Source organism: Arcanobacterium bovis, assembly GCF_004331995.1.
GTDB classification, from domain to species: domain Bacteria; phylum Actinomycetota; class Actinomycetes; order Actinomycetales; family Actinomycetaceae; genus Arcanobacterium_A; species Arcanobacterium_A bovis.
Map to the genome: position 1 here is coordinate 89,494 of NZ_SJDT01000001.1, position 24,627 is coordinate 114,120.

Annotated in this window: 18 protein-coding genes; 4 read left to right on the forward strand and 14 right to left on the reverse strand. The window is 52.9% G+C overall.

Annotated elements, in window-relative coordinates:
• Positions 1-11: 11 nt before the first annotated feature.
• Together EZJ44_RS00445 and EZJ44_RS00450 are read right to left on the reverse strand one after the other, a co-directional pair.
• Positions 12-689, reverse strand: a complete 678-nt coding sequence (locus tag EZJ44_RS00445; protein ID WP_131279035.1) for a response regulator transcription factor — start codon at positions 687-689, stop codon at positions 12-14.
• 167 nt (positions 690-856) lie between these two features.
• Complete coding sequence (locus tag EZJ44_RS00450; RefSeq protein WP_131279037.1) at positions 857-1,894, reverse strand: adenylate/guanylate cyclase domain-containing protein; 1,038 nt, start codon at positions 1,892-1,894, stop codon at positions 857-859.
• Between the two features lie 140 nt (positions 1,895-2,034).
• On the opposite strand from EZJ44_RS00450, the gene EZJ44_RS00455 reads away from it, so the two are divergent.
• The 3 genes from EZJ44_RS00455 to EZJ44_RS00465 are packed head-to-tail and all read left to right on the forward strand — an operon-like array spanning position 2,035 to position 5,501.
• Positions 2,035-3,705 (forward strand): DUF885 domain-containing protein, encoded by a 1,671-nt coding sequence (locus EZJ44_RS00455; RefSeq protein WP_131279039.1) that lies wholly within the window; start codon positions 2,035-2,037, stop codon positions 3,703-3,705.
• On the forward strand, positions 3,702-4,442 hold the full coding sequence (locus EZJ44_RS00460) for a Maf family protein (RefSeq protein ID WP_131279041.1): 741 nt from the start codon (positions 3,702-3,704) through the stop codon (positions 4,440-4,442). Before EZJ44_RS00455 ends, EZJ44_RS00460 begins: the two co-directional genes overlap by 4 nt.
• A gap of 45 nt (positions 4,443-4,487) precedes the next feature.
• Positions 4,488-5,501, forward strand: a complete 1,014-nt coding sequence (locus EZJ44_RS00465) for a glycosyltransferase family 2 protein (RefSeq protein ID WP_131279043.1) — start codon at positions 4,488-4,490, stop codon at positions 5,499-5,501.
• A gap of 25 nt (positions 5,502-5,526) precedes the next feature.
• Here the strand turns inward: EZJ44_RS00465 and EZJ44_RS00470 are convergent, their stop codons facing one another.
• The 6 genes from EZJ44_RS00470 to typA all read right to left on the reverse strand — a co-directional run bounded on the left by EZJ44_RS00470 (position 5,527) and on the right by typA (position 13,007).
• On the reverse strand, positions 5,527-6,858 hold the full coding sequence (locus EZJ44_RS00470) for a citrate synthase (protein WP_131279045.1): 1,332 nt from the start codon (positions 6,856-6,858) through the stop codon (positions 5,527-5,529).
• Between the two features lie 233 nt (positions 6,859-7,091).
• Positions 7,092-8,234 (reverse strand): succinyldiaminopimelate transaminase, encoded by a 1,143-nt coding sequence (dapC, locus tag EZJ44_RS00475; RefSeq protein ID WP_131279047.1) that lies wholly within the window; start codon positions 8,232-8,234, stop codon positions 7,092-7,094.
• Positions 8,235-8,240: 6 nt separating this feature from the next.
• A complete protein-coding gene (fdxA, locus tag EZJ44_RS00480) occupies positions 8,241-8,564 on the reverse strand; it encodes a ferredoxin (protein WP_131279049.1) in 324 nt (107 codons plus the stop codon).
• 89 nt (positions 8,565-8,653) lie between these two features.
• Complete coding sequence (locus EZJ44_RS00485) at positions 8,654-10,468, reverse strand: VanW family protein (protein ID WP_131279051.1); 1,815 nt, start codon at positions 10,466-10,468, stop codon at positions 8,654-8,656.
• A gap of 52 nt (positions 10,469-10,520) precedes the next feature.
• Positions 10,521-11,051, reverse strand: a complete 531-nt coding sequence (locus tag EZJ44_RS00490) for a hypothetical protein (protein WP_131279053.1) — start codon at positions 11,049-11,051, stop codon at positions 10,521-10,523.
• A 30-nt stretch (positions 11,052-11,081) separates the two neighbouring features.
• Positions 11,082-13,007 (reverse strand): translational GTPase TypA, encoded by a 1,926-nt coding sequence (gene typA, locus EZJ44_RS00495; protein WP_131279055.1) that lies wholly within the window; start codon positions 13,005-13,007, stop codon positions 11,082-11,084.
• 286 nt (positions 13,008-13,293) lie between these two features.
• Here typA and EZJ44_RS00500 point away from each other — a divergent pair, with 286 nt between their 5' ends.
• Positions 13,294-13,944, forward strand: coding sequence for a hypothetical protein (locus EZJ44_RS00500; RefSeq protein ID WP_131279057.1), 651 nt, complete (start codon positions 13,294-13,296; stop codon positions 13,942-13,944).
• Positions 13,945-13,991: 47 nt separating this feature from the next.
• Here EZJ44_RS00500 and EZJ44_RS00505 read toward each other — a convergent pair whose 3' ends face one another.
• The 6 genes from EZJ44_RS00505 to EZJ44_RS00530 form a co-directional block, all read right to left on the reverse strand.
• Positions 13,992-15,722: an ABC transporter ATP-binding protein gene (locus EZJ44_RS00505; RefSeq protein WP_165496049.1), complete on the reverse strand. Its 1,731-nt coding sequence runs from the start codon at positions 15,720-15,722 to the stop codon at positions 13,992-13,994.
• A gap of 1 nt (position 15,723) precedes the next feature.
• The gene (locus EZJ44_RS00510) at positions 15,724-17,667 is read right to left on the reverse strand and encodes an ABC transporter transmembrane domain-containing protein (RefSeq protein ID WP_165496050.1); all 1,944 of its coding nucleotides are present in this window, start codon (positions 17,665-17,667) and stop codon (positions 15,724-15,726) included.
• A 653-nt stretch (positions 17,668-18,320) separates the two neighbouring features.
• Positions 18,321-20,030, reverse strand: a complete 1,710-nt coding sequence (locus EZJ44_RS00515; RefSeq protein WP_131279063.1) for an ABC transporter family substrate-binding protein — start codon at positions 20,028-20,030, stop codon at positions 18,321-18,323.
• 238 nt (positions 20,031-20,268) lie between these two features.
• Complete coding sequence (locus EZJ44_RS00520; RefSeq protein WP_131279064.1) at positions 20,269-22,398, reverse strand: dipeptide ABC transporter ATP-binding protein; 2,130 nt, start codon at positions 22,396-22,398, stop codon at positions 20,269-20,271.
• Entirely contained in the window at positions 22,395-23,435 is a 1,041-nt protein-coding gene (locus EZJ44_RS00525; protein WP_241658535.1) for an ABC transporter permease, read from the reverse strand. Before EZJ44_RS00525 ends, EZJ44_RS00520 begins: the two co-directional genes overlap by 4 nt.
• The gene (locus tag EZJ44_RS00530) at positions 23,435-24,394 is read right to left on the reverse strand and encodes an ABC transporter permease (RefSeq protein ID WP_376988777.1); all 960 of its coding nucleotides are present in this window, start codon (positions 24,392-24,394) and stop codon (positions 23,435-23,437) included. The genes EZJ44_RS00525 and EZJ44_RS00530 overlap by 1 nt, the downstream gene beginning before the upstream one ends.
• Positions 24,395-24,627: the final 233 nt, after the last annotated feature.

Sequence of the window (24,627 nt, forward strand, 5' to 3'; positions counted from 1 at the left end):
TTTCGCCTCAGCTAGACTTCAAAACGGAAGCCCATGCCACGTACAGTGGAAATATAGTGAGGCGAGGTGACGTCGTCGCCCAACTTTCGGCGAAGCCACGAGATGTGCATATCCAGCTTCTTTGTAGAAACGTCCACCGCAGAACCCCATACCATGCGCATGAGATCTTCACGGGAAACCACCGAACCGGCATGGCTCACCAGTGCCGAGAGCAGTTCAAACTCTTTGGCAGTTAGCTGTAATTCTTTACTACCTGAATAAGCACGATGGGCGTCAACGTCTACGCGAATATCCTGAGCAGCAAATTCACCGGAGCTGCTTCCTTCGTGTACGGAGCGACGCAGCAAAGCGCGAACACGCGCCAGCAATTCGGCAAGACGGAAAGGCTTCGTTACATAATCATCAGCACCGGCGTCGAGACTCACAACCATATCAACTTCTTCGGAACGAGCCGTGAGAATCAGAATCGGGAAATCGCGCCCCTCTTGCCGTGCTTTACGCGCAACATCCAAGCCGTCCATATCGGGAAGACCAAGATCAAGTATCACAAGGTCAATCGGGCTAGCCATCGCATTCAGTGCAGCTTCTCCGGTGCCGGCTGCGGTTACGTCGTAGCCTTCACGACTCAACGCCCGAACTAGTGGACCCGAAATCGCGGAATCATCTTCAACGAGCAAAACCTTCGTCACGGCTGCCAACTTTCTCTCAGCTCAGTCCGCTCAGATGAGAGACTGTTCACGACACATATCGCTAGATAGGGAGTAAGCTTGAACGCAGTTGATTGCGCAATATTAGCTATTCCTAACTACTTCCACTTTAGTAAAGATTCGTTCAAGAAAGCAAGGACAAAGCGAAATTAGCGCACGGTTAATTGGGCGGCATCGATTGAACCAATCCCTTGCAATTCGGGGATCGCATAGGGAACGACGTCGTACTTGTTTGGATCAAGACGACGCAAGTGCTCACTCGTCTCATAATCGACCAAAATGCCATTAACAGGGGCAACACTACACAAACGCGACGCGAGATTAACTCTCGGACCAAATACATCACCAAAACGCGACACCACGCCGCCCCAAACGAGGGATGCGCGCACATCCGGCATCGTCGGCGTGTCTTGAAGCGAACGAACAATATCGTTCACAACAGCAGCTCCGGTATTGAGGTCGTCGGCGATATACAGAACTGCATCGCCAACCATCTTGACCACGCGCGCACCGCGCATCGAAATTACGTCACGACACGTAAACTCGAAAGTGCGAATGAAGTCAACGAGCGCATGCGGAGAAAGCTCGCCTGAGGTGTGCGTAAACGAAACCAGATCGACAAAACCAAAAGCACGCATGAGCTGCATTTCTTCGTTCGCACCTGCTGAGCCGCGATCGTCCAGTTCTGTTTCAGATCTGCGCAACAAAGCCGAAAGATGACGCCGCCAAGCGTATTTCATCTGGTAGACCAAAAATTCCTCATACTCATTGATCCGGTCTAGCACCATATAGCGAGCAGAGACCTCGTCAATCCCAAAGCGCCCTTCAAATTCTTCAACTAATGCTTCGTACTGCCAAAGCACCATCCGATCCGCCAAATGTGACTGCGCCCTGATAAGTGAGTTAAGTGTGTCAGCATCAGCAAGGTCCGAATCTTCCATATCGATGTGGGCACGAATCACGTCTACGTCATATTCAGTGAACACCTTTTGATCGGCATTGCGGATGGTTGGGAAACCCATTGAGCGCCAAAAGCGACGTACCGTGTCGGTGTCCACATCTGCAAGTTCTGCCACTTCACGCAGGGAATATTTGGAGGCACCACCAAGGAGCCGAGCCACATGTTGTTCAACTGTGGTCGGCAATTTCTCTCCAGAATTATCACTTGTGGCAGGCGTCACAGACATAACTGTAGCAAGTATTCGCAAAATTTTAAGGTTGATACACCTCTAGCAAGGCAAAGTGAACAAAGTTCACACACAGCGGCACGCATGTGCACATTTTCTCACACCAATTCCCACACTAAAATCACTGTATTCTTATTGCTATGACTACACGCGATTTGACGGCGATTGATAATCTCGCCAACGGCTACCTTCAGTCCCAACTAGACATGAATCCTGAACTCGTGACGTGGCTCGGTATGCCGGGCGCCGACGAATCCGGATATCAGGATTACTCCCCTGCTGGTTACGCCGCCTTCGCTGAGCTGAACCGAACTACGCTTGCTGAGCTTGCCAAGCTGCAACCAGTAGATGAAACCGACCGCGTGACCAAAGCTGCTATGCAACAAGAATTGAGCACGCAGCTTGAGTTCCATGATCTTGGCGAAATAGGCGATCTCAACAACATCGCCACCCCACTCCAAGGAGTAGCCGAGATCTTTGACAATATGCCACAAGAAACGGCGTCCGATTGGGAGCTGATTGCCGCCCGTATGGCTAATGCTCCGCGCGCACTTACTGGCTGGCGACAAACTCTCACAGAACGCGCCAAGAACGGCCCAGACCTTGCCACTCGCCAGATCGAAATTTGTATTGAGCAAGCTAAGGCTAATGCGGCTCCAGATTCACCGCTGGCCGCACTTGCACAGCGTGCAAAAACTGCATCCCCTGAGCTGGCTGAGAAAGTTGACACTGCTGCACAAGCCACTCGCGCAGCTTATGCCGACCTCGCTACCTTCCTCGCCGATGTCGTCGCCCCGCACGGCGTGGCAACAGATGCTTTCGGCCGCGAGCGCTACGAATTACGTCTGTACGATGCCATCGGCGCAACCGTAGATTTGGACGAAACCTACGAATGGGGCATCACCGAACTTAACCGAATTATTGACGAGCAGAAGGTGATCGCGCGCGAACTTTATGGCGACGGCGTGAGCGTACGAGAAGCGATGGACCGCCTGAACAATGATCCCGCTCGACAGTTGCATTCAACCGAAGAGCTGCGCAATTGGATGCAAGACACCTCTGACCGTGCCCTCGATGCGCTGAGCGGCACGCATTTTGATATCCCCGAGCCCTTGCGCAAACTCGAATGCATGATTGCACCATCTGGCACCGGCGCTATTTACTACACTGGTCCAACTGCCGATTTTTCACGCGGCGGACGCATGTGGTGGTCGGTTCCCCACGGCACTGACACTTTCACCACCTGGCAAGAAAAGACCACTGTGTACCACGAGGGCGTGCCTGGTCATCATCTTCAAATCGGTTACACCACCTATCTCAAAGATCAACTCAATAATTGGCGGCGTCATGGCTCGTGGAAATCGGGCCACGGAGAAGGATGGGCGCTTTATGCTGAGGGACTGATGGTTGAGCTGGGCTTTATGGACGATCTCGGTGATCGCATGGGTGTGCTGGACGGAGAGCGTCTGCGCGCGGCACGCGTGGTGCTTGATATTGGCGTGCATACACAAAAACCAGCGCCTGCCGCTTACCAGCACATTTCGCCGATATGGAACCGCGATGTAGCGTGGGAGTTCCTCAAAGACAACGTTGCTATGGATCACTCCTTCCTCAGCTTCGAGCTCAACCGTTATCTGGGATGGGCTGGTCAGGCTCCTTCCTACAAGATCGGACACCGCCTGTGGAAAGAAATGCGTGCCGACGCCGCAGCTCGTGAAGGTGCAAATTTCGATCTCAAGGCGTGGCACACCAAGGCTCTGAGCTTGGGTTCGATGGGTCTCGATGTGATTCGCGAGGCATTGGCACGATGACGCCGCGTACGATCCTGCTCGCATCGGCCTCGCCAGCTCGCCGCACCACGCTCATCAATGCTGGTATTACGCCGAGCATCGCAGTTTCCGACGTGGACGAGGAATTACTGCTGGAGCGTTTGCACGATTCCTACGCGTCTACTGGTGCGCAGCCACCGGCGGCCGAGCAGGTGAAGCTGCTAGCTCAGGCGAAGGCACACGATGTTTATGCGTCGTTGTGTGAGGGCAGCCCTGTTGCTGGCGTCGCCGCGAGCGCTGCCACCAGCGTTACTACCGCCACAACTGCCAACCCAACTGACGCTGATTCGCCCGCTGAACAGGAAAATCTTCCCACCGTAATTATCGGCTGCGATTCTATGTTGGAGATGAACGGCGAGGTGATGGGCAAGCCGCACACGCCAGAGCTCACCCGCCAACGACTTCGCTCGATGAGCGGACGATGGGGAGATTTACACACCGGACATTGCATCATTGACACAGCAACCGGCGCGAGCGTCGAAGGAGTTTCGGTAGCTCGCGTCTATATTGCTGAGCTGAGCGAACATGAAATCGAGTCATACGTTCAGAGCGGTGAACCGCTACATGTTGCCGGTTCCTTTACCGTTGATGGTCTAGGTGGTTCGTTCGTAGAGAAAATTGAAGGCGACTACCACGGCGTCGTCGGAATATCACTTCCTTTGGTACGTGCGCTTTTGCAGCAACTTGGGCACTCAATCGTCGATTTCTGGGATTGCTAGACTTACAGCGGTAGTGAAACTCGAACTCTTCGAAAGGATCAGTGCATGTCTCCTCGCGCATCAATCATTATGAGGACCCAGAACCGACCGCTCCTGCTCAAGCGTGCTCTGGCATCAGTTTGTGCCCAGAGTTTCGCTGATTTCGAGTTGATAGTTGTGAACGACGCCGGCGAGCCAGCGCCAGTTGAGGCTTGTGTAGCAGCTGTTCCAGAGTCGCTACGCTCCAAGATTCAGATTATTCATCGCGAGCAAGCCACTGGCATGGAAGCTGCCAGTAACGCAGCGTTAGCACAGGCCACCGGCGATTATGTGGCAATTCACGACGACGATGACACGTGGCATCCGGATTTTCTCCGCACCTGTGTAGATTTTCTCGACGCTCATAGTGACCATGTTGCGGTGGCAGTACGCTGCGATGTAATTCGCGAGAAGATTGACGACGACGGTACCATTACCGAGCTAGAGCGCGAAGTTCTCGACGCTGACCGTTCTTATTGGACGCTTATTGACACCCTCGTAGCAAGCTACAGCCCACCGATTGCGCAGCTTGTGCGCCGCGATATTGCAGTGCAAATGGATGGATGGAATGAATCAATGAAAACCCAAGGAGATTGGGAATTCAGCGTCCGTTTGCTAGCACAAGGACCAGCAGGATTTATCGATGGCGAGTCGTTAGCTTACTGGCACCACCGCAAAGATACACAGGGAGCAATGGGCAATTCCATTTTCCTCGCTTCCGACGACCACGTACGCGCAAATCTCCTGGCTCGTGACCGGTACCTGCGTGAGCAAATCAATCGCGCAGATAACGGTCACTCCACCTCCCTATTTGGCGAGGTGCTACAAGTCGCCGAATATTACAAACGTTTGTCTAATCAACTACAACAGCAAATCGACTCTTTACACGCCGCGATTTACGCTTCTCATCTCGACACCAAAAATGATGTCGAGGCGCTGAACGCAAAAATGGACGCAGCCACCGAAAAAATTGCGAACTTGGAAAGCAATGTCTCTTCGCTTGTGCAAGCGTTGCAAGCCGAACGCAAACTCGGCGATTAGCCTCAAACTCGGCAATCAGGAATGATCAGACCTGACCGTCGCTAAATTCACCGAATTTTCGATTCTGCTTTTGGCGTTCGTTCATTGGCACCCAATCACGCTCAGCCGCACCGATGTACACCTGACGTGGGCGACCAATCTTTTGACTTGGGTCAAGAACAAGCTCGCGATATTGCGCAATCCAACCGGGGAGACGCCCAAGGGCGAACAGCGGCGTGAACATCTTGGTAGGGAATCCCATGGCTTTGTAGATAAGGCCAGTGTAGAAGTCCACGTTCGGGTAGAGACTGCGCTCAACGAAGTAGTCGTCCTCAAGAGCAGCTTGCTCCAGTTCACGCGCCATATCGAAGAGCTCTGAATCGCCATGGAGACGGCCGAGAATATCGTCTGCCAGCCCCTTAACGATCTTCGCACGCGGATCGTAATTCTTATAAACGCGGTGTCCAAAGCCCATCAGCTTCACGTCATTGCGCTTGTCTTTAACCTGCTTCACAAAGCTGGCAATATCCAATTCCTGCTCGCGAATTTGGGAGAGCATATTGAGCACTGCTTCGTTCGCTCCACCATGCAATGGTCCTGATAGAGCACCCACACCCGCGGCCACCGAAGCATACATATTGGCATGTGACGACCCTACGAGTCGCACTGTGGAGGTGGAACAATTCTGTTCGTGGTCTGCGTGCAAAATGAACAACTTATCGAGTGCATTCACAATGGTGGGATCGACGTCGTGCGTCTGATACGGCAAACCGAAGGTCATGCGAATGAAATCTTCGGTATAAGACTTTGAAGCATCCGGATATAGCAAGGGCAAACCCGTAGCACGCTTCGAGGCGTAGGCAATCATCGTTGGCACTTTCGCCAAAAGCAGCACCGAAGCAAGATCGCGCTGGTATTCATCGTGAGGATTGAGGGTGTCCTCGTAATATGTGCCCAAGCCTGCAATGCCTGCCTGCAAGATAGACATCGGATGTCCATGAGACGGGAAAGCGGTGAAGAACGATTTGAAATCCTCATGCAGCAAGGTGTGACGCTTGATGCGATGGATAAAGGCTGCTAGCGACGTAGCATCGGGCAGCTCGCCGTAAATCAACAGGTATGCGACCTCAAGGAACGAGCAGTTCGCAGCGAGCTGCTCAATAGGATATCCACGATAACGAAGAATGCCTTGACCGCCGTCGATATACGTAATTTCCGATTCGCACGATGCCGTGTTCGTAAACCCAGGATCGAGGGTGACTGTGCCGGTTTCTCCGAGCATCTGACCAATTTTGAAACCGTCGTTTCCTTCAACCGCCTTGACACGCTCAAGTTCGAGGGTCTTCCCATCGATGCTGAGCTGCGCGTTGTCTGCCATGTTGTCTCCTTATCGTTTCACAGACTCGTTATTTGCCGAGACCGTTCCTCACCGAACGCACTGTGTAACGTGTGCTACATTCCGAGACTACCTGATGTTGCACAAAAACACCTTATGATTTCTTGATATCGAGATGATTTTTGAGCCAAAATTTCACTCAGCGAAATCCACAAATGCCACAATACAGCGAAATCTCACGAAAAACTTTATCCTCAGCCACGCAATAGCTGCAATTATGCCTGCCGCGAAGTTTGAGCCAATGCTTGCGGTAACTCACGCAAGCGCAGTGTAGCGCTGGCGATATCGGCGTCGCTGGCAGTGAGCGAGATCCGAATATGCTTTTCACCTGCGGATCCATAGAAAGTGCCCGGAGCAACCACTATTCCGATCCGTGCAAAAGCCTCGGTCAAGGTCCACGCGTCACTACCTTCTGCGCTCGACACCCACAGGTAAAGACCGCCTACCGACGACGGATCGTTTTCCAAACCAGCAGCTTCTACCGCTGCCACCAGTTTTTCACGACGACGCCGATAAACCTCGCGTTGCACACGCACGTGTTCACTATCAGCAAGTGCAGCCACCATCGCCCGCTGCACCGGTATTGGCATCATAAATCCAGCGTGTTTCCTCAGCTCCACAATCGGATCAACCAAACTCGGATCCCCCATCGCAAAGGCAGCGCGATAACCAGCCATATTGGATTGTTTCGACAGCGAATAAAGCGCGATCAATCCCCGAGAATCGCCACCGCAAACCCGCTCATCCAAGATCGAGGGCGCCTCATCAACGTCCCATATCAAAGCCGAATAGCACTCATCTGAAGCAATAACTACATTATGAGCGCGCGCCCAGGCAACAATCCGCACAAGCTGTTCCACATTGAGCACATGACCATCTGGATTACCAGGCGAGTTAAGCCAGAGTAGATCAATATCAGCAGGCCACTGAGCAGGATCGGAACTCGTATCCAAGGCAACCGCATCAGCTCCCGCGAGCCGCGCCCCGACGTCGTACGTAGGATACGCGCAAAGCGGATACGCTACCTTATGAAGCGAATCCATACCAAGCATGGCAGGCAGCAGCGCTACCATCTCTTTTGAACCTAGGGTCGGGAGCACCGACATCTCGCAGTGAATATTGCGCTCACTCGCCCAACGCCGAATCGCTTCATGCAGCTGCGCAGAACCTACATTTGGCGGATAGCCGTGAGCATTCGCTGATTCGAGCAAGGCTTGTTGCACGCATTGGGGCACGTCGTCGACAGGAGTACCGATCGTTAGATCAACGATGCCGCCTGGATATAGAGCTGCGCGCTCACGAATCGGAACGAGAGTGTCCCAAGGAAAATCCGCGAGCGCGTCACCAAACAGAGCCATGAGCAGTTATTCGTTATTCTGCGGCGGCAACTTGGCAATAATTGGGTGGTCACGATTGATGACGCCCAATTTGGCAGCGCCACCCGGTGAACCGAGCTCATCGAAAAACTCCACGTTCGCCTTGTAGTAATCAGACCACTCATCGGGGAGATCGTCCTCGTAATAGATCGCCTCAACTGGGCAAACAGGCTCGCACGCGCCGCAATCAACACACTCATCTGGGTGGATATATAACGTGCGCTCCCCCTCATAGATACAATCGACTGGGCATTCGTCAACACAAGCGCGGTCTTTGAAATCAACACAGGGTTGCGCGATAATGTACGTCACGTTATCTCCACATCTTTAAGGAATTACAGGGTTTCTTTAGTTCAAGTATCGTCTTTTTTGGCAGAAGTTGCCAATAAATAGGACGGATCTCATTGGCACGTAGCGCCATTTTGAGGGTTATAGCGCCAAGTGAGGGTGGAATCCTCGTGGATTTGACCGTTCAAACTGACTTTCCGCCCCACGGTGATCGTAAAGCCTGGATTGCCAGGGCCATAAGGCGTGCAATCTTTCTTCTTGTTCACCTCGGTGGTAGCCGGCACCAAATTCTGGCGCGGGCCGCTCCACACCTGCACGTCCCAGTGCTTCGAGGACCACAGCCGAGTCACCAACCGCCCATCAGCCACGTAGGAGTCCACCACAGCGCCGTAGGGCGTATTATTTTTCCAAATCATATTTATTTGCCCAGACCACAGCGTTGATTCCAAGCCAGCAGGATAACGCGAATAGTACTGCGTATGTGGGCGATGCTCAACGTCCACCATACCGGCGCGATAGCCAACATTGAAGGTATTCGTTGAAAGCTGCGACAGACCCCCGCCCACTGCTTCCGAGCCAAAACCATCAACCAACACCCCAGAGCTGACGAAGCCCTGAGCAGTGGTAATCTCACCAAGTAGCTGTTCTAGGTTGAAGTCTTCGCCCGGCTTAATCACGCGATTCGAGATCTTCTGGGAGCCTACCCGCAAGTTTGTGGTGCGAACTGGATCGGAGGTGATCGGCGTCGACATTTCCGATACCACTTCTTTCACGCCCAGCTTTTGAGCTTGCTCCGTGGTGAATTCCGGCTCGCCGTGCACAATCTGCGGCGTCACCGTGCGATCACTTCGCGTACCAATACTCAACAGATCTTGCGAGAGTTTGTCCAGATCAACGACTTCGCCAGGTTGAGATGGGATAACTGTAGGCGTGGTGTGATTGACGATCTCGATGCGCGCATCAACTGGATCTTTCAAAATTCCACCAGATTTGGTGCGCAAAAACTCTTTGAGTGGAGCTTTATTAATGCTCACGGCGAGTTTTCCCGCTTTGGCATCAAACACCAAGAATCCGCCCAAATCTCGTGGTTCGAGATCCACAACTTTCTCCCGAATAAGCACCGAAATCGGTTTCGAAATCACTGGATCGACCTGATTTTTCACAAAATCTGCCAGCGCCTCATTGGTCACCTGCGGACTAACACTCTTGCTCGGAAGCGTCACTTTATCATCAGCTGCAAACCAGTGTTCTACCAGGTACGACGCCGCTTTCTCACGTTCAATTGCCACACCATTTTTCGCTGGTGTAGTTACAATACTTGCTTTGGAAGAATCGAATTTGATGGTGGGCTCAACTGGATCAACTTTGAGTTGCGCAATTGCCCCGTCAAGCACTGAAGCCAATTTTTGATTATCCACCTGGGCAATCGCAGTGCTTTGCTGACCGCCAGTAAAATGCGCGATCATACGCGCTGGATTGAGCGAAAATCCAACGAGACGATTGAGCGAGGCATCGGCGTCAACACGCAACGAAAAGTCTGCCGGATTGAGGGAAACCGTTTTGGGTGAATCTTGAACTGTAACAGTGCGTGGCATCTGCGTGCGCGTTTGTAACTCCGACTCAAGTTTTGTTTTCGCTTCGTCTTTGGTGAGGCCACCCACCGGCACTCCAGACACCTCGGTATTGCTCGGAATACGAGCACCGAGGTAAAAAGCTAGTGCTACATAAGCGAGCATCAAAACAACGACTGTAGAGCTCAGACCAATAATCCAACGCTTGCGTGAGCGAGCCATGCGCGCCTTGTGTGCTTGATTCTCTTTGGCACGTTCTTCGTCCCAGTTCCAGTATTCTTTTGAACCGCTGGCCTGCGGCACGGCGCTAGACTCTGCAGATTGCGCCGAGATACGTGGGTTTTGCTCCTCAGACACAGTCTTCCTTTCTCGCAAACTAAGCTGGCTTCTCGCCAACTCAGCAAGGTGCTCAGATTTGTTTCGCCTCACCTTGTTTTGGCTCGATTGGCTCAGTACCAGCCCAATCGGTAGTGCCGGCTTCAGTAGCGCTCTCCCCTACTGAAACGTACTCGCCTGCAACTTGCTCCGCGGTAATTTGCTCGCTACCAACTCGCGTTGCCACGGCGTCGTCGTCCACCCGCTGCGCAGAACGACGCCGGCGAATCACGTCCAAGCCAATCATCGTCGCGACGGAAAGCACCACCGAACCGAGAATCCAAGCGTGGGCGCGATAATCTTGTGCCAAGGTGAGCACATCGTTGCTCGGCGAAAAGAAAAACAGCAGTGCAGTAACCGAAAACATCGCAAGCACGTAAGCAAAACTCGCCACGATTGCACCGATCTCGTAGGAAAACCACGTACCGGCCACCACGATAGCTCCAGCCAAAACTAAGCCACCCCACGGCAGAGTCCAGATCCCAGCCTGCACGATTGAACCAATCGCGCCGGTGATGGCACCCAGAACTAACCCGAGGAGAATTTGTACGGCAGTTTTCTGCATCTGCTCAGCTCCCAGCTTCAGTTGATAGATTTATGCGCGCGCAGCCCGCTTGCGACGTGCAGCTTCGCGCAGACGATCTGTTGTATTCAAGATTACCTTGCGAATACGCACAGTTTCAGGGGTAACTTCGATACATTCGTCCTCAGCAGCAAATTCTATCGATTCTTCGAGAGTGAGCTGACGGCTCGCTTGGAGTGTTTCAAATACATCGGCAGTGGACGAACGCATATTGGTCATTTCTTTAGCTTTGACGACGTTCACTTCCATATCCTCGTTGCGCGGATTTTCGCCAACAACTTGGCCTTCGTATGTTTCATCACCTGGTGTAACAAAGAATGTGCCACGATCTTCAAGGCGTTGCAGGGAGAACGCAGTGATCTGTCCTGCACGGTCTGAAACGAGCGATCCCGTGGTGCGAGATTCAATATCTCCTGCCCACGGCTGATAGCCCTCGGAGATCGACGCCGCGATACCGGTGCCGCGCGTCTGGGTGAGGAATTGCGTGCGGAATCCGATCATGCCGCGAGAGGGCAACAAAAACTCCATCCGTACCCAGCCGGTACCGTGGTTAGACATAGTCGTCATTTGACCTTTTCGCGCCGCCATGAGCTGCGTAACTGCGCCGAGGTACTCCTCGGGTACGTCGATTGTGGCGCGCTCCCACGGCTCAAAAACTTTGCCGTCAATAATCTTCTTGACCACTTGCGGCTTACCAACCGTGAGTTCAAAGCCCTCACGACGCATAGTTTCCACTAAAATCGCGAGCGCTAATTCGCCGCGATCTTGGACTTCCCAAGCGTCCGGGCGGTCGGTAGGTAGCACGCGGATAGACACGTTTCCAACCAGTTCTTGTGTCAAACGATCGCGCACTTGACGTGCAGTAAGCTTATGGCCTTTCACTTTGCCAGCTAGTGGCGACGTGTTGATGCCGATGGTCATGGAAATCGCTGGGTCGTCAACATGAATGGGCGGCATCGGAAGCGGATTTTCCAGATCAACGAGAGTTTGCCCAATGGTAATATTTGGGATTCCAGCAATTGCCACAATATCGCCTGGACCAGCAGTTTCAGCAGGCTTGCGCTCGAGACCATCAGTTCGCAACAATTCCGTCACGTGCACGCGTTCAAGCTTCGACTCAGGGCCGTCCATCAAGCCTACCCACGAGTTCTTCTTCAGCTCGCCCGAGTAGACGCGCACGAGCGCCAAGCGGCCTAGGAATGGTGAGGCATCGAGGTTAGTCACCTGCGCGACGAGCGGTGCGGCGTCGTCGTACGTAGGTGCAGGAATATATTCCAAGATAGCTCGGAACAGCGGTTCCAGATTTGGATTCGCAGGCAAATCGCCGTCGGCAGGTTGCTCCGTATCGGCATGTCCAGCCTTTGCAGCAGCATAAATAGTTGGGATTTCGAGAATCCGATCGAGGTCAAGACCGTCTACGTCCTCAATATCGGCAGCAAGGTTCAAAAGCAGGTCTTGAGTTTCGGAAACTACCTCATCAATGCGGGCGTCGGGGCGATCTACTTTGTTGATCACTGGGATCACCGGCAGATTAGCTTCCAAGGCTTTGCGCAAGACGAAACGAGTTTGCGGAAGCGGGCCTTCCGAAGCATCGACAAGTAGCACCACGCCGTCCACCATCGACAGGCCGCGTTCCACTTCGCCCGAAAAATCCGCGTGGCCAGGAGTGTCGATCACGTTAATGACCACGCCCTCCGGTGCACCAAATTCGGCAGCTGACGGGCCAGTGTAAGTAATAGCCGTGTTCTTAGCCAAGATGGTGATGCCTTTTTCGCGCTCCAAATCACCGGAATCCATAACGCGCTCGCCGGTTTTCTCCACCGTTGCACGCTGGTCAAAAGCACCGCCCTGCCAGAGCATGGCGTCCACCAAGGTGGTCTTTCCGTGGTCAACGTGGGCTACGATGGCAACATTTCGCAGGCTGTTGCGTACGGTCATATGTGTATTCTCATTTCTTTGATACTTGCGCGTCAGTACCGCGTCAGTGCTTCGGTGGGTCTGAACTAGCGCCAATCGCATATAAATCGACACAAGCTGGGCAGACCAGGGCACTTAATACAAAATCTCGAAAACGTTGCGCGAAAGTGCCAGCGTGGAAATCCTACGCTGTTTCGCACGCACACAACTATACGAATCCCCGAAGTGCGAGCGAAAGAACACTACCCGCGGAGAAAAACAGGCCCCAAATTTCACCCCGAGCCACGAAATTTGTAAGAATCAAACCATGACCTATGTTTTGCGTGGAAAAGGCACCCAGCTCTATGGCTATGCGCTACTTGCACTAGCTGTGATTATTACTGGCGGTTCTGCCGCCCACGGCGGCTGGGGCGAAGCACTCTATGCGCTACCAGTCTCGGCGTGTGTGGCAAGTCTAGCCTGGCTCGCCTACGGCAATCCCCGCACTGAGGTCGGCACGCAAGGGCTGCGAATCGTCAATCTGATGCGCATCTTCGACGTGCCGTGGGCAGACCTCGACTACGTAGAAAACCGCTGGGGTCTTGTTGTTCGAACGAAGTCCAGGCGGCCAATTTCTGCGTGGTCTATCCCCTCGCGAGCTGGAGTTTTCGAAAACTCGGTACGCGAAGCGAAACAGGTGGAACAGGATGTCACCTGGGATCACGACGACGGCGCCCGCGTTCCGTTGATCGTATCGGTGCGTCGCGCCGTCCTTATTATCGAAAACCGTCATCTCGCTCTCAAAGCTGAGAAGAAACATAACGGTGCCCGCTCGAACCTTACGAACAAGACGGCATTTGATACCGCTAATACCGTGCCAGGCGATGGGACGCTCACAACGACTCGTTTCAACGTCCTTCCCTTGGCGGCACTAGCTGGATCACTAGCGCTCACCGCAGGATTGTGGCTATCGCTATAGCCTTCTGTAACCTTGCTCTTCTGGAAGTGTCACTTGAGACACTGCGATTAGTCCTGCTGCCAGGTCTCCCAAAGCGAAGCGTACTCTTTGCCTTGCGAAACTAGCTCCTCATGGGTTCCCAACTCGGCAATCTCGCCGTCGATGAGCACCGCAACCCGATCGGCGTCGTAAGCAGTGTAAAGCCGGTGCGCAATCGAGATAACTGTGCGCCCTTCTAGCACGCGCGCCAAGGCACGTTCAGTGCTACGAGCTGCGGTGGGATCGAGCAAGGAGGTAGCTTCGTCGAGCACCAGCACTTGTGGATCGAGCAGCACGATTCTCGCCAGTGCTAACTGTTGCGCTTGATCTGGCGGCAGTTCGAGAGCACCGGAGCCGACTTTCGTGTCCAAACCGTCTGCAAGTGTATCGATCCACTGCGCGTTGACGGCTTCCAGCGCACGCCGCAAATCGGCATCAGTTGCATGCGGAGCGGCTAACTGCAGATTATCTCGGATCGTGCCTACGAAGATGTGGTTTTCCTGTGTAACTAGAGCAACTGTTTGATGGAGAATACGCTCTGGCAGGCGTGTTACTTCAACCCCACCGATCTGTATCTCTCCGCTGAGCGGCGGATTGATGCCCGCGATAAGACGTCCAAGAGTGGATTTGCCCGATCCAGAAGGACCCACAATCGTAAGCCGTTCACCAGGATTGATATCCAAAGTGATATTTTTGAGCACCGGATGCCCCTGTAAATAGGAGAAATCCACGTTACGCACGCGCACGCCGTCGTCACTCGGTATATCGTCGCCGCTGATACGATCATTGGCGATCTCCGCAACCCCGAAAATACGGGCAAAAGCCACCCAAGCGAACTGAACTTCGTCGGTCCAGTAAGAGAGCTCCTCAATTGGCCAGCGCAACTGCTGCACATACAGGGTAACCGTAACTACCGCGCCAGCTGTGGTGAGTCCTAGCCCTACCAGCCAGCTTCCCCACAACACCGTGATGAGAATCGGAGAAATCAGCACAATCGCGGTTTGTACGCCGAAAATTGCACGCATCCACGCGGTATAGCGCTCGTTAATCCACATTTCGCGCAAAATTGTGCCAGTGCGGCGAATCCGCTGCTCACGCATATTCAGGGAGTCGACTGTGGAAGAATGCTCTACAGTTTCAGCGATATCGCCATTGAACTCGGCGATGAGCGCAGAAGTAGCGAGGTAGGCAGCAATGGAGCGCCGCAGATACTTCCGCAGTACAAAGAACATCGGGATAAACGCAAAAAGCACCACAAATCCCACCTGAATATCGGTGAAAACTGCCGCCCCAATCGTCGTGCCAATAGTCAAACTCAGCACCGCAATTCGCGAGATTCCTTGGCGAATCACAAACTCGACGCGATCAATGTCCGAGGTCGTGCGGCCGAGCAGATCTCCGGTACCGGCGGCTTCCACCACCGACAACGGAAGATGAGTAACTGCACTCACGAGATTCGTACGCAGCTCATGGAAAATTTTCTGTCCCAAGACACGCGCACGATAATCAGCGAACCACGACGTCACAGCCTGCACGAGCACCGCGATAATCAACATATAGATATTTCGGCGCACGAGCGAAAACGGCGCTCCCTGTGCCACATGATCTATCGTGGACCCGATGATCCACGGCGTCACGATTGCTGCACAGGCCACCACAATTTGCAGTCCAAGTGTAAGGGCAAACTCCCCTTTGAACTGCATGATTAAGGCTGAAATTTCTCGAATAATCGTCTTATTTGATGCAACAGGTAGTTTCATTTCAGTTCTCCTCGCCCGCAGCGGTTTCGTTGGCGGCCCCAGTTGCGTTAGTTGCCCCGGTTTCCTCGCCTGCAGCGGCAACGTTGCCGGCAGCAGCCTCGTCGCCGGCAGCGCGGTGCACCACTTGGTAGTAGTGCTCATTCTTCAAAAGTTCTTCGTGAGTTCCCGTTGCCTCTACCTGCCCATTTGCGCCTAAGAACACCACTCGATCGGCGTGGTTCAAAAGAATAGGCAAAGCACTTACCACCACTGTGGTCTGCTCGAGGCGCTGCGCTTGCAAACGTTGCGCAATGCGCGCTTCCGTATGCGAATCGACGGCAGACGTAGGCTCTACCAGCACTAGAATTGGTGCATTGCTGAGCACAGCTCGCGCCAAGGCAAGTCTCTGCCGCTGCCCACCCGAAAGATTCCGGCCGCGCTCAGTGATATGCGCGTCTAGTGCTTCATCCGACTCGATAATATCGAGGGCATCAGCCACAAACAGTGCGCTGCGCATCGTCTCACCACTAGGCATGCTGAGGTTTATCGAATGCTCACGTTGCGCTATTCCAGTACCATCGCCAGTATCCGCCATCTGCACCGCTATCGGACGTGGCACGAGGTCATCGGCGTGCGCTCCAGCGAGATTAGACCGTATTCTGCCTTGGAAGAGCTGCGCAATCGCCTGCGACAGCACAATATTTTGCCGCACAGTGCTCAGCGCTATAGTCCGCAGATCGATCAGGCTTTCGTCGTCGCCCGTCGAAACTGGCACGACGGCGTAGGCGAGCTGTTCGTCGTCCACTCGCGCAAGCCGCTCAGCAACCTGCGCTGCAGTATTCGGATCGACGCCAACAAGCACGGTGAACTCCCCACCGTGTATGCGCGTGCCCGATTCAGGATCTGCTAATCCAATTTCAGCCCAGTTAATTGCGGTATCAGCTCCTGGAATGCACTGTGCGTCGGACGTGAGAGGCTCAATTTTGAGGAGTTTTCCCATGCGTTCAGCAGCCACACGCGCATCTGGCACTGCGTGGAAAAGTTGCGTTGCCATCGTGACGGGCGCGCCCAAGAACGCCATATACCCAAAGAACGACACCAGCTCACCGCGGCTAAGCTCACCTTGGTAAATGAACCACAGCCCAATACTCACCACCACCGCAGTGTAAATAGCAGGAATTGCGGTGCTCAGAGCGCCAAGCACTGATTGTACGAGCGCGGCATGGATGCCTGCCTCCCGAAGCGCCACGGATTGCTGCTGGTAGCGAGCGTTGTATTCGTCCTCGCCTCCCATTCCGCGCAAAACGCGGAGGCCGACGACGGCGTCGGTGCTGAGCGTCGTGAGCTTACCTCGTTCTTCTCGCTGCTCATTGAGGCGATTTTGCAAGGGGCGCATAAGGGCGCTCATACCAACTAAAAGTAGTGGCAAACCGATACCAACGAGGAGCCCGAGCGGCACAGATGCGCGAATCATCAGAAAAACAACCACGCCAAAGGCGGTAAATGATGCGATTGCTCCTGAGATTGCACCTAAAAATCGACCGATTTTTCGGGAGTCGCCTTCGGTGGCAGATACAATTTCCCCAGAGGAAAACTGTTGCCGACCGCCGCCCCGAATACCGGTATAGCGCTGTACTTGCACATAGGACGCACCAATCGTTCCCCGAAAATACAGCATGGCCACGATAGCTTCTTCAACTCCTGCACATGCTCGCATCGCGATAATGCCAACAGTGAGTAGCGCACCTGGAAGAATGGCCCACGTTAGACCCTGTTCCAGACCCGAATCGAGCAAGATTCCGACTGCCCATGGAGTCAATGCACTGCCCAAGAAGAGTGCTAAAGATCCGAAAGTAGCGAAGATAAGAGTGCCACGATTTCCACGAGCCACAGAGCGCAGCACATGATCTGGGTCGATATCGCCAAATCCTTGAAATTGGGCGAATGCAGGCCACTTTTTGGGCATGGGCCCCACTTCAAAAACGCGGCGATTAACGCGAGTTGCGGACGTGTGTGAAGAATTTGAGAAAAGACGTTTAATACCCATGATTACCTAGCTATATACGTGTGACGTGCAATTTCTAAGATTGGTGCTAACTGAGAGAATCAATGATAGCGAGATAACTGCTCCGAAAAATCAGCAATGCCTTAGCGAACTATCGTATGCGTATGGGATTCACTTATGTACTCATACACTGTTATATGAGCTGCTTATACGTGAGTCACAAAGATTCATGATCAGCGCGGCGCACCAATGCGTGGTTGGAAATACTGACTAAGCATGCGCTTAACCCCAACATCAACCGAGCCTATTCAGGCTCTTCAGGAAAATAGCTGAGAAATCATAGTGCTATTGTATCAGCATTTTGACCATTTCTCAAATATTCAACAAGGACACATGCCTGAGAGATACTCCTTCTATCCAAAACGTGTGTCAATACGGCAACATCTGAATATATATCGAGATGTTGCCTAAAACGCCCCATCATTTCCACATGCCTACCCTCCCTGCGATGCCAAAAGATGTGGGTGGCAGCGTTGCCGCTGCCACCCACATAATGAGCTATCTTCCACGTCAGTTATTGCCGTTGCCCGGCATAACCGACCCAAAAAGTCAGATTACTTGGTGTAACCGATGTTTTCTGGAAGGAAGGTCTCGAATGCCGTTGCACCATAGTTTGCAAGGTTCTTTGGAACTGCAGTCAGAGTTGCACGGTAGTAGATCGGGATGGTCATTACGTTATCCCAGATGATCTTATCTACTTCGTTGGTCAGTTCGATGCGCTTCTCTGGATCAGTTTCCGAAGCAACCTTCGTGATGTACTCAGCGATCTTTGGATCGTTCAAACCGGAGTAGTTCATCTTCGAGTTTGGACCGTAGATCTGGCCAATGTTAGCCATTGGGTATGGGGTACCCTGCCAGGTGAATGCAACGGTTTCAAATTCGCCCTTGCCGATCTTGGTGAAGAATTCCTTCGAGGTGGTGTCCTCGAAATCAACCTTCACGCCGATTTCCTTCATTTGGCTTTGCAGCGAAGCGCCTTCGTTAGCCGAGGTTGGGGTTTCTGGCAGACGGAGGTACTTGAAGCCCAGTGGCTTGCCGTCCTTCTCGTAGTACTTGGTGGTTTCGTTGAACTTGTAACCAAGGTCTTCGATTTCCTTCTTTGCTGCCTCTGGATCATACTTCACCGAGTTATCCTTGTAACCCTTCTGGTTTGGCATAAAGAAGTGGTTGCCCAGCTTCATATCCATCTTTGCGCTTGGAAGACCAGCAAGATCGGAAGCGATGATATCGTCAGTATTAATACCCTTTTGGATTGCTTGACGCATCTTCTTATCAGCGAGAACGCCCGTCTTGGTATTCACGGTGAAGTGACGCCACTGCACGGAAGCCGACATCTTAATGTCGCCATCTTGACGTCCCTTTGCAAGACCGTAGGTTTCAGCGTCGACAATCATGTCCACGACGTCGAGCTCTTTATTAGCAAAAGCGGTTGCCTGTGCGCCAACTTCCATTGCCGAGAAAGTAACGGTGTCGAGAAGCGGAGCTTCACCCCACCAGTTCTCGTTCTTAGCCAAAGTGATAACGCCCTTGGCATTATCAACCGATGCAACCTTGAACGGACCAGTGTAGAAATTGTTGATCTTGGAAAGATCAGTCCAGCCCTTGTTAAAGGTTACAGCGTCCTTCATGCCTTCAGCAGGGTAAACGCCGGAGAGGTTAGCTGACCAGTCTGGGTACTTCTTGCTGTACTTGACAACAACTTCAAACTGATCCTTGCCCTTTTCGATGCTGGAGATTTCCTTCCAACCATCGGTAGAACCACAGAGGAACTGTGCATCTGGGTTAGCTTTTTCAGGATCAACGGCTTCGTCGTTACATGCATCCCAAGTAGCCACGTAATCGGTGTAATCGATTGCGCGACCCGAGTTCCACTTAGCCTTTGGATTTAGCTTAAGGGTAACGGTCTGCTTAACTGCACCGTCTTCTTTATCGTCGAACTTGTAGGACTCTACATAGTTCTTGTTCTCTTTAAACGTTCCATCTTCGGCATAAATCCAGTTTCCAACGCCAATGAAAGTGTTGAGGCGCGAAACATCGCCGGTGGTTCCATCGAACTGCATGTAGTTGTAGTTCGTTGGCATCGAGGAAATCGCGAGGCGGAGATTGCCGCCCTTTGCGAGCTTATCGCGGTCTACGCGGTTAACATCAGTACCGGGGAGCGACTTCGAGTCTGCTCCACCCTTGCCAGAATCTGCGCTTGAGCACGCTCCCAAGACGAGAGCTGCTGAAGCCAACAGTGCGAAACTTGCTTTCTTCAATCGCATATGAGTCCTCCTTCAGGACGAGTGGCTCCACAATTAACAACAAGGAAACCAAACTTATCCATTAGATTAATGAAATTTCTCTTTCCATGCACACCCAATAATCGAGCGTTACCATTTCGTTACTATTTGTTCAAGAGAAAATGAAGGCTGGGAGTGAGATCGAAACTCACTCCCAGCCTACGAAACTCACCGCCGTCGTCCGCCCTAAAATGGCGATAACCAGCGAAAAGCCTTCTCTTTAGAAAAGATTCAACGGGCGCGGATAGTAACAAGCCGCTTGATGATCCTCAGCCACTTGCGTGTAATCCGGATGTGCACCCGCACAAACCTTCTTTTCCGCCTCGCCTAAAATCTCATATACTGGGCAGCGCGTTACGAAGCGGCACCCCGCCGGTGGATCTGCTGGCGACGGAAGATCACCCTTGAGAATCACGCGATTACGCGAGCGCTCTTTTTCGGGATCCGGAATCGGAATAGCGGAGAGCAAAGCCTGCGTATACGGATGCTGTGGCTGCTCAAAAACCGAATCAACGTCGCCGATTTCCACGATCTTGCCGAGGTACATCACCGCAACACGGTCGGCAATATGGCGTACCACTGAAAGATCATGTGCCACAAACAGGTAGGAAAGCCCCAGCTGTGAGCGCAAATCGTCGAGCAAGTTAATCACGCCCGCCTGGATTGATACGTCAAGCGCCGACACAGGTTCGTCGAGTACCAAAAGGCTCGGTTCGAGCGCAAGAGCACGAGCGATACCGATTCGCTGACGCTGACCGCCCGAGAAGTTGCGCGGGTAGCGGTTCACATGGGAAGCCTCCAAGCCCACCAGCTTCATTAGCTCCGCCACGCGCTTTTCAATATCCGCCTTTGAATAGCCGTTATACTTCAGCGGCTCAGCAATAATATCGAAAATCGGCATACGCGGATCGAGTGAAGCCATGGGATCTTGGAATACCACCTGCAAATCCTTGCGGATTCGCTTGCGGTCAGCACGGCTCATATCCTTGGTATCTTCACCAAGCACCACGATCTTGCCATCTTGTGGCTTGATGAGATCGAGCGCCTGCACGAGCGTCGTCGTCTTTCCTGAACCGGACTCGCCCACGAGACCAAGCGTCTCACCTTGGCGAATATCGAAGGAGACGCCGTCTACAGCGTGCACGGTTCCCACGCGGCGCTTGAAAACTGCACCCTTCATCAGCGGGAAGTACTTCTTCAAATTCTCAACCCGCAACACTTCCTTACGCTCAGCGCGCGGAATCTCAGACAATGCCGGAGCAACCGCAGCAGGAAGCGGGTAAATATCAGTGTACTTGCGCGATTCATGGCGAATTTCGGCTGCCCGCACACATGCAACATTGTGTGGGTATGTGTCGTAGCTGTTCTTCACCTCGCGCAACTCAGGTTCGCCGTTCATGCACTCTTTGCGAGCCACCGGGCAACGGGGAGCAAACGGGCAGCCAGTAGGCTCAAAAAGCATTGACGGCGGGTTACCTTCCACCGCAGCGAGCTGGAACTCTTTGCGAGCGTCAAGGCGTGGCAACGATCCAAGCAGGCCAATCGTATAAGGCATGGCAGAGTGGTAGAAAATTTCGTCCACGTGGCCACTTTCCACCACACGACCCGCGTACATCACCATTACTTTGTCCGCGAGACCAGCAACTACGCCCAAATCGTGCGTAATCATGATGACGGCGGCGCCAGTTTCTTTTTGTGCCTTACGGAGCACATCCAAGATTTGCGCCTGGATCGTAACGTCCAATGCGGTGGTTGGCTCGTCGGCGATGATGAGGTCAGGGTTATTGGCGATTGCCATGGCAATCATCGCGCGCTGACGCATACCGCCGGAGAATTCGTGTGGGAATGCCTTCACGCGGATCTCTGGATTCGGAATACCCACGATCTCTAGTAGCTCAATTGCGCGCTTGCGGGCATCCTCATCGGAAAGATTCTGGTGGATCTGGAGCGCCTCCACGATTTGATCGCCAATTGTGTACACCGGCGTCAATGCGGATAGCGGATCTTGAAAGACCATGCCAACCGTCTTGCCACGCACTTTCGATAGATAAGCGTCAGAGCGCCCAAGCATCTCTTGCCCGTGTAGTTTAACGGAACCTTCAAGCTTCGCACTTGAATCCAGCAGACCCATAATTGCAAGCGAAGTAACAGACTTTCCCGAACCTGATTCACCTACCACGCCGAGCACTTCACCGGAGTTAACCGTGAAATTTACGCCACGAACTGCGTGTACGATGCCGTCTTCCGAAGGGAAACGAACGTGGAGATCAGTAACCTCAACGACTGGCACACCTGGCTGCGCCGTTGGCAGATCACCCGATTCAAAAACAGGAGTATTTTTCTTGCTCATGCCTTGCCTCCCGACTTTGAGGTTGGATCAATTGCGTCACGTAGGCCGTCGCCAATGAAGTTCACTGAAACAAGCATCAAAACCAGCACAAGCGCTGGAGAAACGAACATCCACGGATGCGTCAGTGCTGCTGCTTGCCCTTGACCGATCAAGGAACCGAGCGAAACTTGTGGGTCTTTGATTCCAAAACCGAAGTACGACAGCGAAGTTTCAGAAAGCACAGCGTATGCCACGCCGAGCGTGAAATCAATGATCAGCAGCGAAGAAATATTGGGGATGATATGGCGTGCAATCACAACTCGCGATGGCACCGACATGTACCGAGCGGCATTCACGTAATCGAGGCTCTTGACCGACATAGTCAGAGCTCGCACAACGCGCGCGGTGAGCATCCAGCCAAAAGCTGCGATAAGAATAATCAGCCAGAACACGGAAGAATCTTCGCCGCCGATGTTCTGCGAAACCACAGCAAGAATCAAGAACGACGGAATAACGAGCATCAAGTCGATGATCCACGTAGCAAATCGGTCAAATAGCCCACCAAAATACGCGGCGGCGGTACCGACGATAGCTGCGATCGTCGTCTGCAATGCTGCAACGGCGAAACCGATCATCAACGACTTACGCATGCCCTCAACGGTCATTGAGAACATATCGCGACCCTGCTTATTGGTACCAAACCAATGCGAGCCGTCTGGCGGCATGAGGTAGTGGGTACGGTCGCGCTCAAGGTAGCCCCATGGCGTCAGGAAATGTCCGAAAATCGCCAAAAAGAGCACGACGATGATGCCGACGACGCCAACAACCGCTGTTTTATTGCGCGCGAAGCGGCGGAAAATAAGTTGCGAACGAGACAGTCGCTTTCCAACTTGCTGCGCCTTGACTTCTTCAGCGAGAAGTTCGAGCACTTCACGGCGTTCTTCGTCCGTGACCATCGAGGAGTGAACCTGAGTTTCGGTAGAAACTGGAGCGTTCGGGCCAGGTGAAACTGGCGAATTTGCCAGTGGATCTTTTGGCATTGGATCATTCGTAGTCATTAGCTCACCCTCACTCGTGGATCAACAGCGGCAATAAAGAGATCGGACAGGAACGCACCTGTGAGCGTAGCTGCTCCCGAGAAGGCGACGACGGCAACCGTTCCGTTGATATCCATGGCGCGGATCGTCTGAACTCCGTAAATGCCCATTCCTTGCCAACCAAAAACCTGCTCAGTGACCGCACCTCCGAGAATCAGTGTTGCAATTCCAAACGCAAAGTAGGTGGTGATAGGAATGAGAGAGGTACGCAGTGCGTGACGGCGAATCGCCTTGCCAAAGCGCAGACCCTTAGCACGAGCAGTGCGAACGTAGTCTTGACCGAGCGTGTCAAGCATAAGATTTCGCTGATAACGCGAGTACGTAGCGAGGCCACCAAGCGACATTGAAATCGTTGGCAGGAGCAGATGTTGCGCTCGATCAACGATTTGAGCAAATGTTCCTTCAGGTGGCACCGCAGCAGTTGGACCAATAAATTCGAAGAATTGTATGCCCATCTTCTGGTTTGCCCATGTTGCTGCGATCTGCAGAAATACCGCGTAAACCATTACAGGCGTGGAAATAATAAGCATCGAGACGATCGTCAGAACACGATCACGCTTCGAGTACTGATGCACAGCCGACCATGCACCCAGTGCAACGCCGCCGAAAATACCGATCAGGAAGCCAAGCACCACCAGCTGCAAGCTGATAAAGATACGGTTGCCGATTTCTTCATTGACAAGCGCACCTTTTGGAGAATAACCCCAGTTCCACTCAGTGAAAACGAGACGGTTCCATTCCACGAAACGCTCCAATACCGGCGTCTGTGGATTGATATTCCACTGGTACAAACGGGTATCGACCGCTGCGATAACTGCCTCAGGATTGACGTTCGCCTTGGACGTCAATTCCGTTTCAATCGCCATGGTGCGCGGATCAAGCTGGGTTCCAGCCAAGATGTAAGCGATTGTGACCGCCACAATCAATAAAACTGCATAGTTTAGCAGTCTCCTCAACAGGAATTTGAACATGCGAGGCATCCTCTTCTTCAGCGTTTACTAGCGGATTTACGAGTAAACACCAATATAAATCACCAGTACTTTATGGTCTGGTTAGGAAGTCTATAACCTTTCCTTACCTTAATGCCATTTCGTCCATATATCATTTCATGAGTCGATGCAGTGCGATTCACAAGGTCACAATTCGATTCGGT

Excerpts from the sequence above, each read along its gene's own strand:
- EZJ44_RS00450 (WP_131279037.1), bottom strand. The coding sequence starts at position 1,894 with ATGTCTGTGACGCCTGCCACAAGTGATAATTCTGGAGAGAAATTGCCG.
- EZJ44_RS00455 (WP_131279039.1), top strand. The coding sequence starts at position 2,035 with ATGACTACACGCGATTTGACGGCGATTGATAATCTCGCCAACGGCTAC.
- EZJ44_RS00460 (WP_131279041.1), top strand. The coding sequence starts at position 3,702 with ATGACGCCGCGTACGATCCTGCTCGCATCGGCCTCGCCAGCTCGCCGC.
- EZJ44_RS00465 (WP_131279043.1), top strand. The coding sequence starts at position 4,488 with ATGTCTCCTCGCGCATCAATCATTATGAGGACCCAGAACCGACCGCTC.
- EZJ44_RS00470 (WP_131279045.1), bottom strand. The coding sequence starts at position 6,858 with ATGGCAGACAACGCGCAGCTCAGCATCGATGGGAAGACCCTCGAACTT.
- dapC (WP_131279047.1), bottom strand. The coding sequence starts at position 8,234 with ATGGCTCTGTTTGGTGACGCGCTCGCGGATTTTCCTTGGGACACTCTC.
- EZJ44_RS00490 (WP_131279053.1), bottom strand. The coding sequence starts at position 11,051 with ATGCAGAAAACTGCCGTACAAATTCTCCTCGGGTTAGTTCTGGGTGCC.
- typA (WP_131279055.1), bottom strand. The coding sequence starts at position 13,007 with ATGACCGTACGCAACAGCCTGCGAAATGTTGCCATCGTAGCCCACGTT.
- EZJ44_RS00500 (WP_131279057.1), top strand. The coding sequence starts at position 13,294 with ATGACCTATGTTTTGCGTGGAAAAGGCACCCAGCTCTATGGCTATGCG.
- EZJ44_RS00505 (WP_165496049.1), bottom strand. The coding sequence starts at position 15,722 with ATGAAACTACCTGTTGCATCAAATAAGACGATTATTCGAGAAATTTCA.
- EZJ44_RS00510 (WP_165496050.1), bottom strand. The coding sequence starts at position 17,667 with ATGCCCAAAAAGTGGCCTGCATTCGCCCAATTTCAAGGATTTGGCGAT.
- EZJ44_RS00515 (WP_131279063.1), bottom strand. The coding sequence starts at position 20,030 with ATGCGATTGAAGAAAGCAAGTTTCGCACTGTTGGCTTCAGCAGCTCTC.
- EZJ44_RS00520 (WP_131279064.1), bottom strand. The coding sequence starts at position 22,398 with ATGAGCAAGAAAAATACTCCTGTTTTTGAATCGGGTGATCTGCCAACG.
- EZJ44_RS00525 (WP_241658535.1), bottom strand. The coding sequence starts at position 23,435 with ATGACTACGAATGATCCAATGCCAAAAGATCCACTGGCAAATTCGCCA.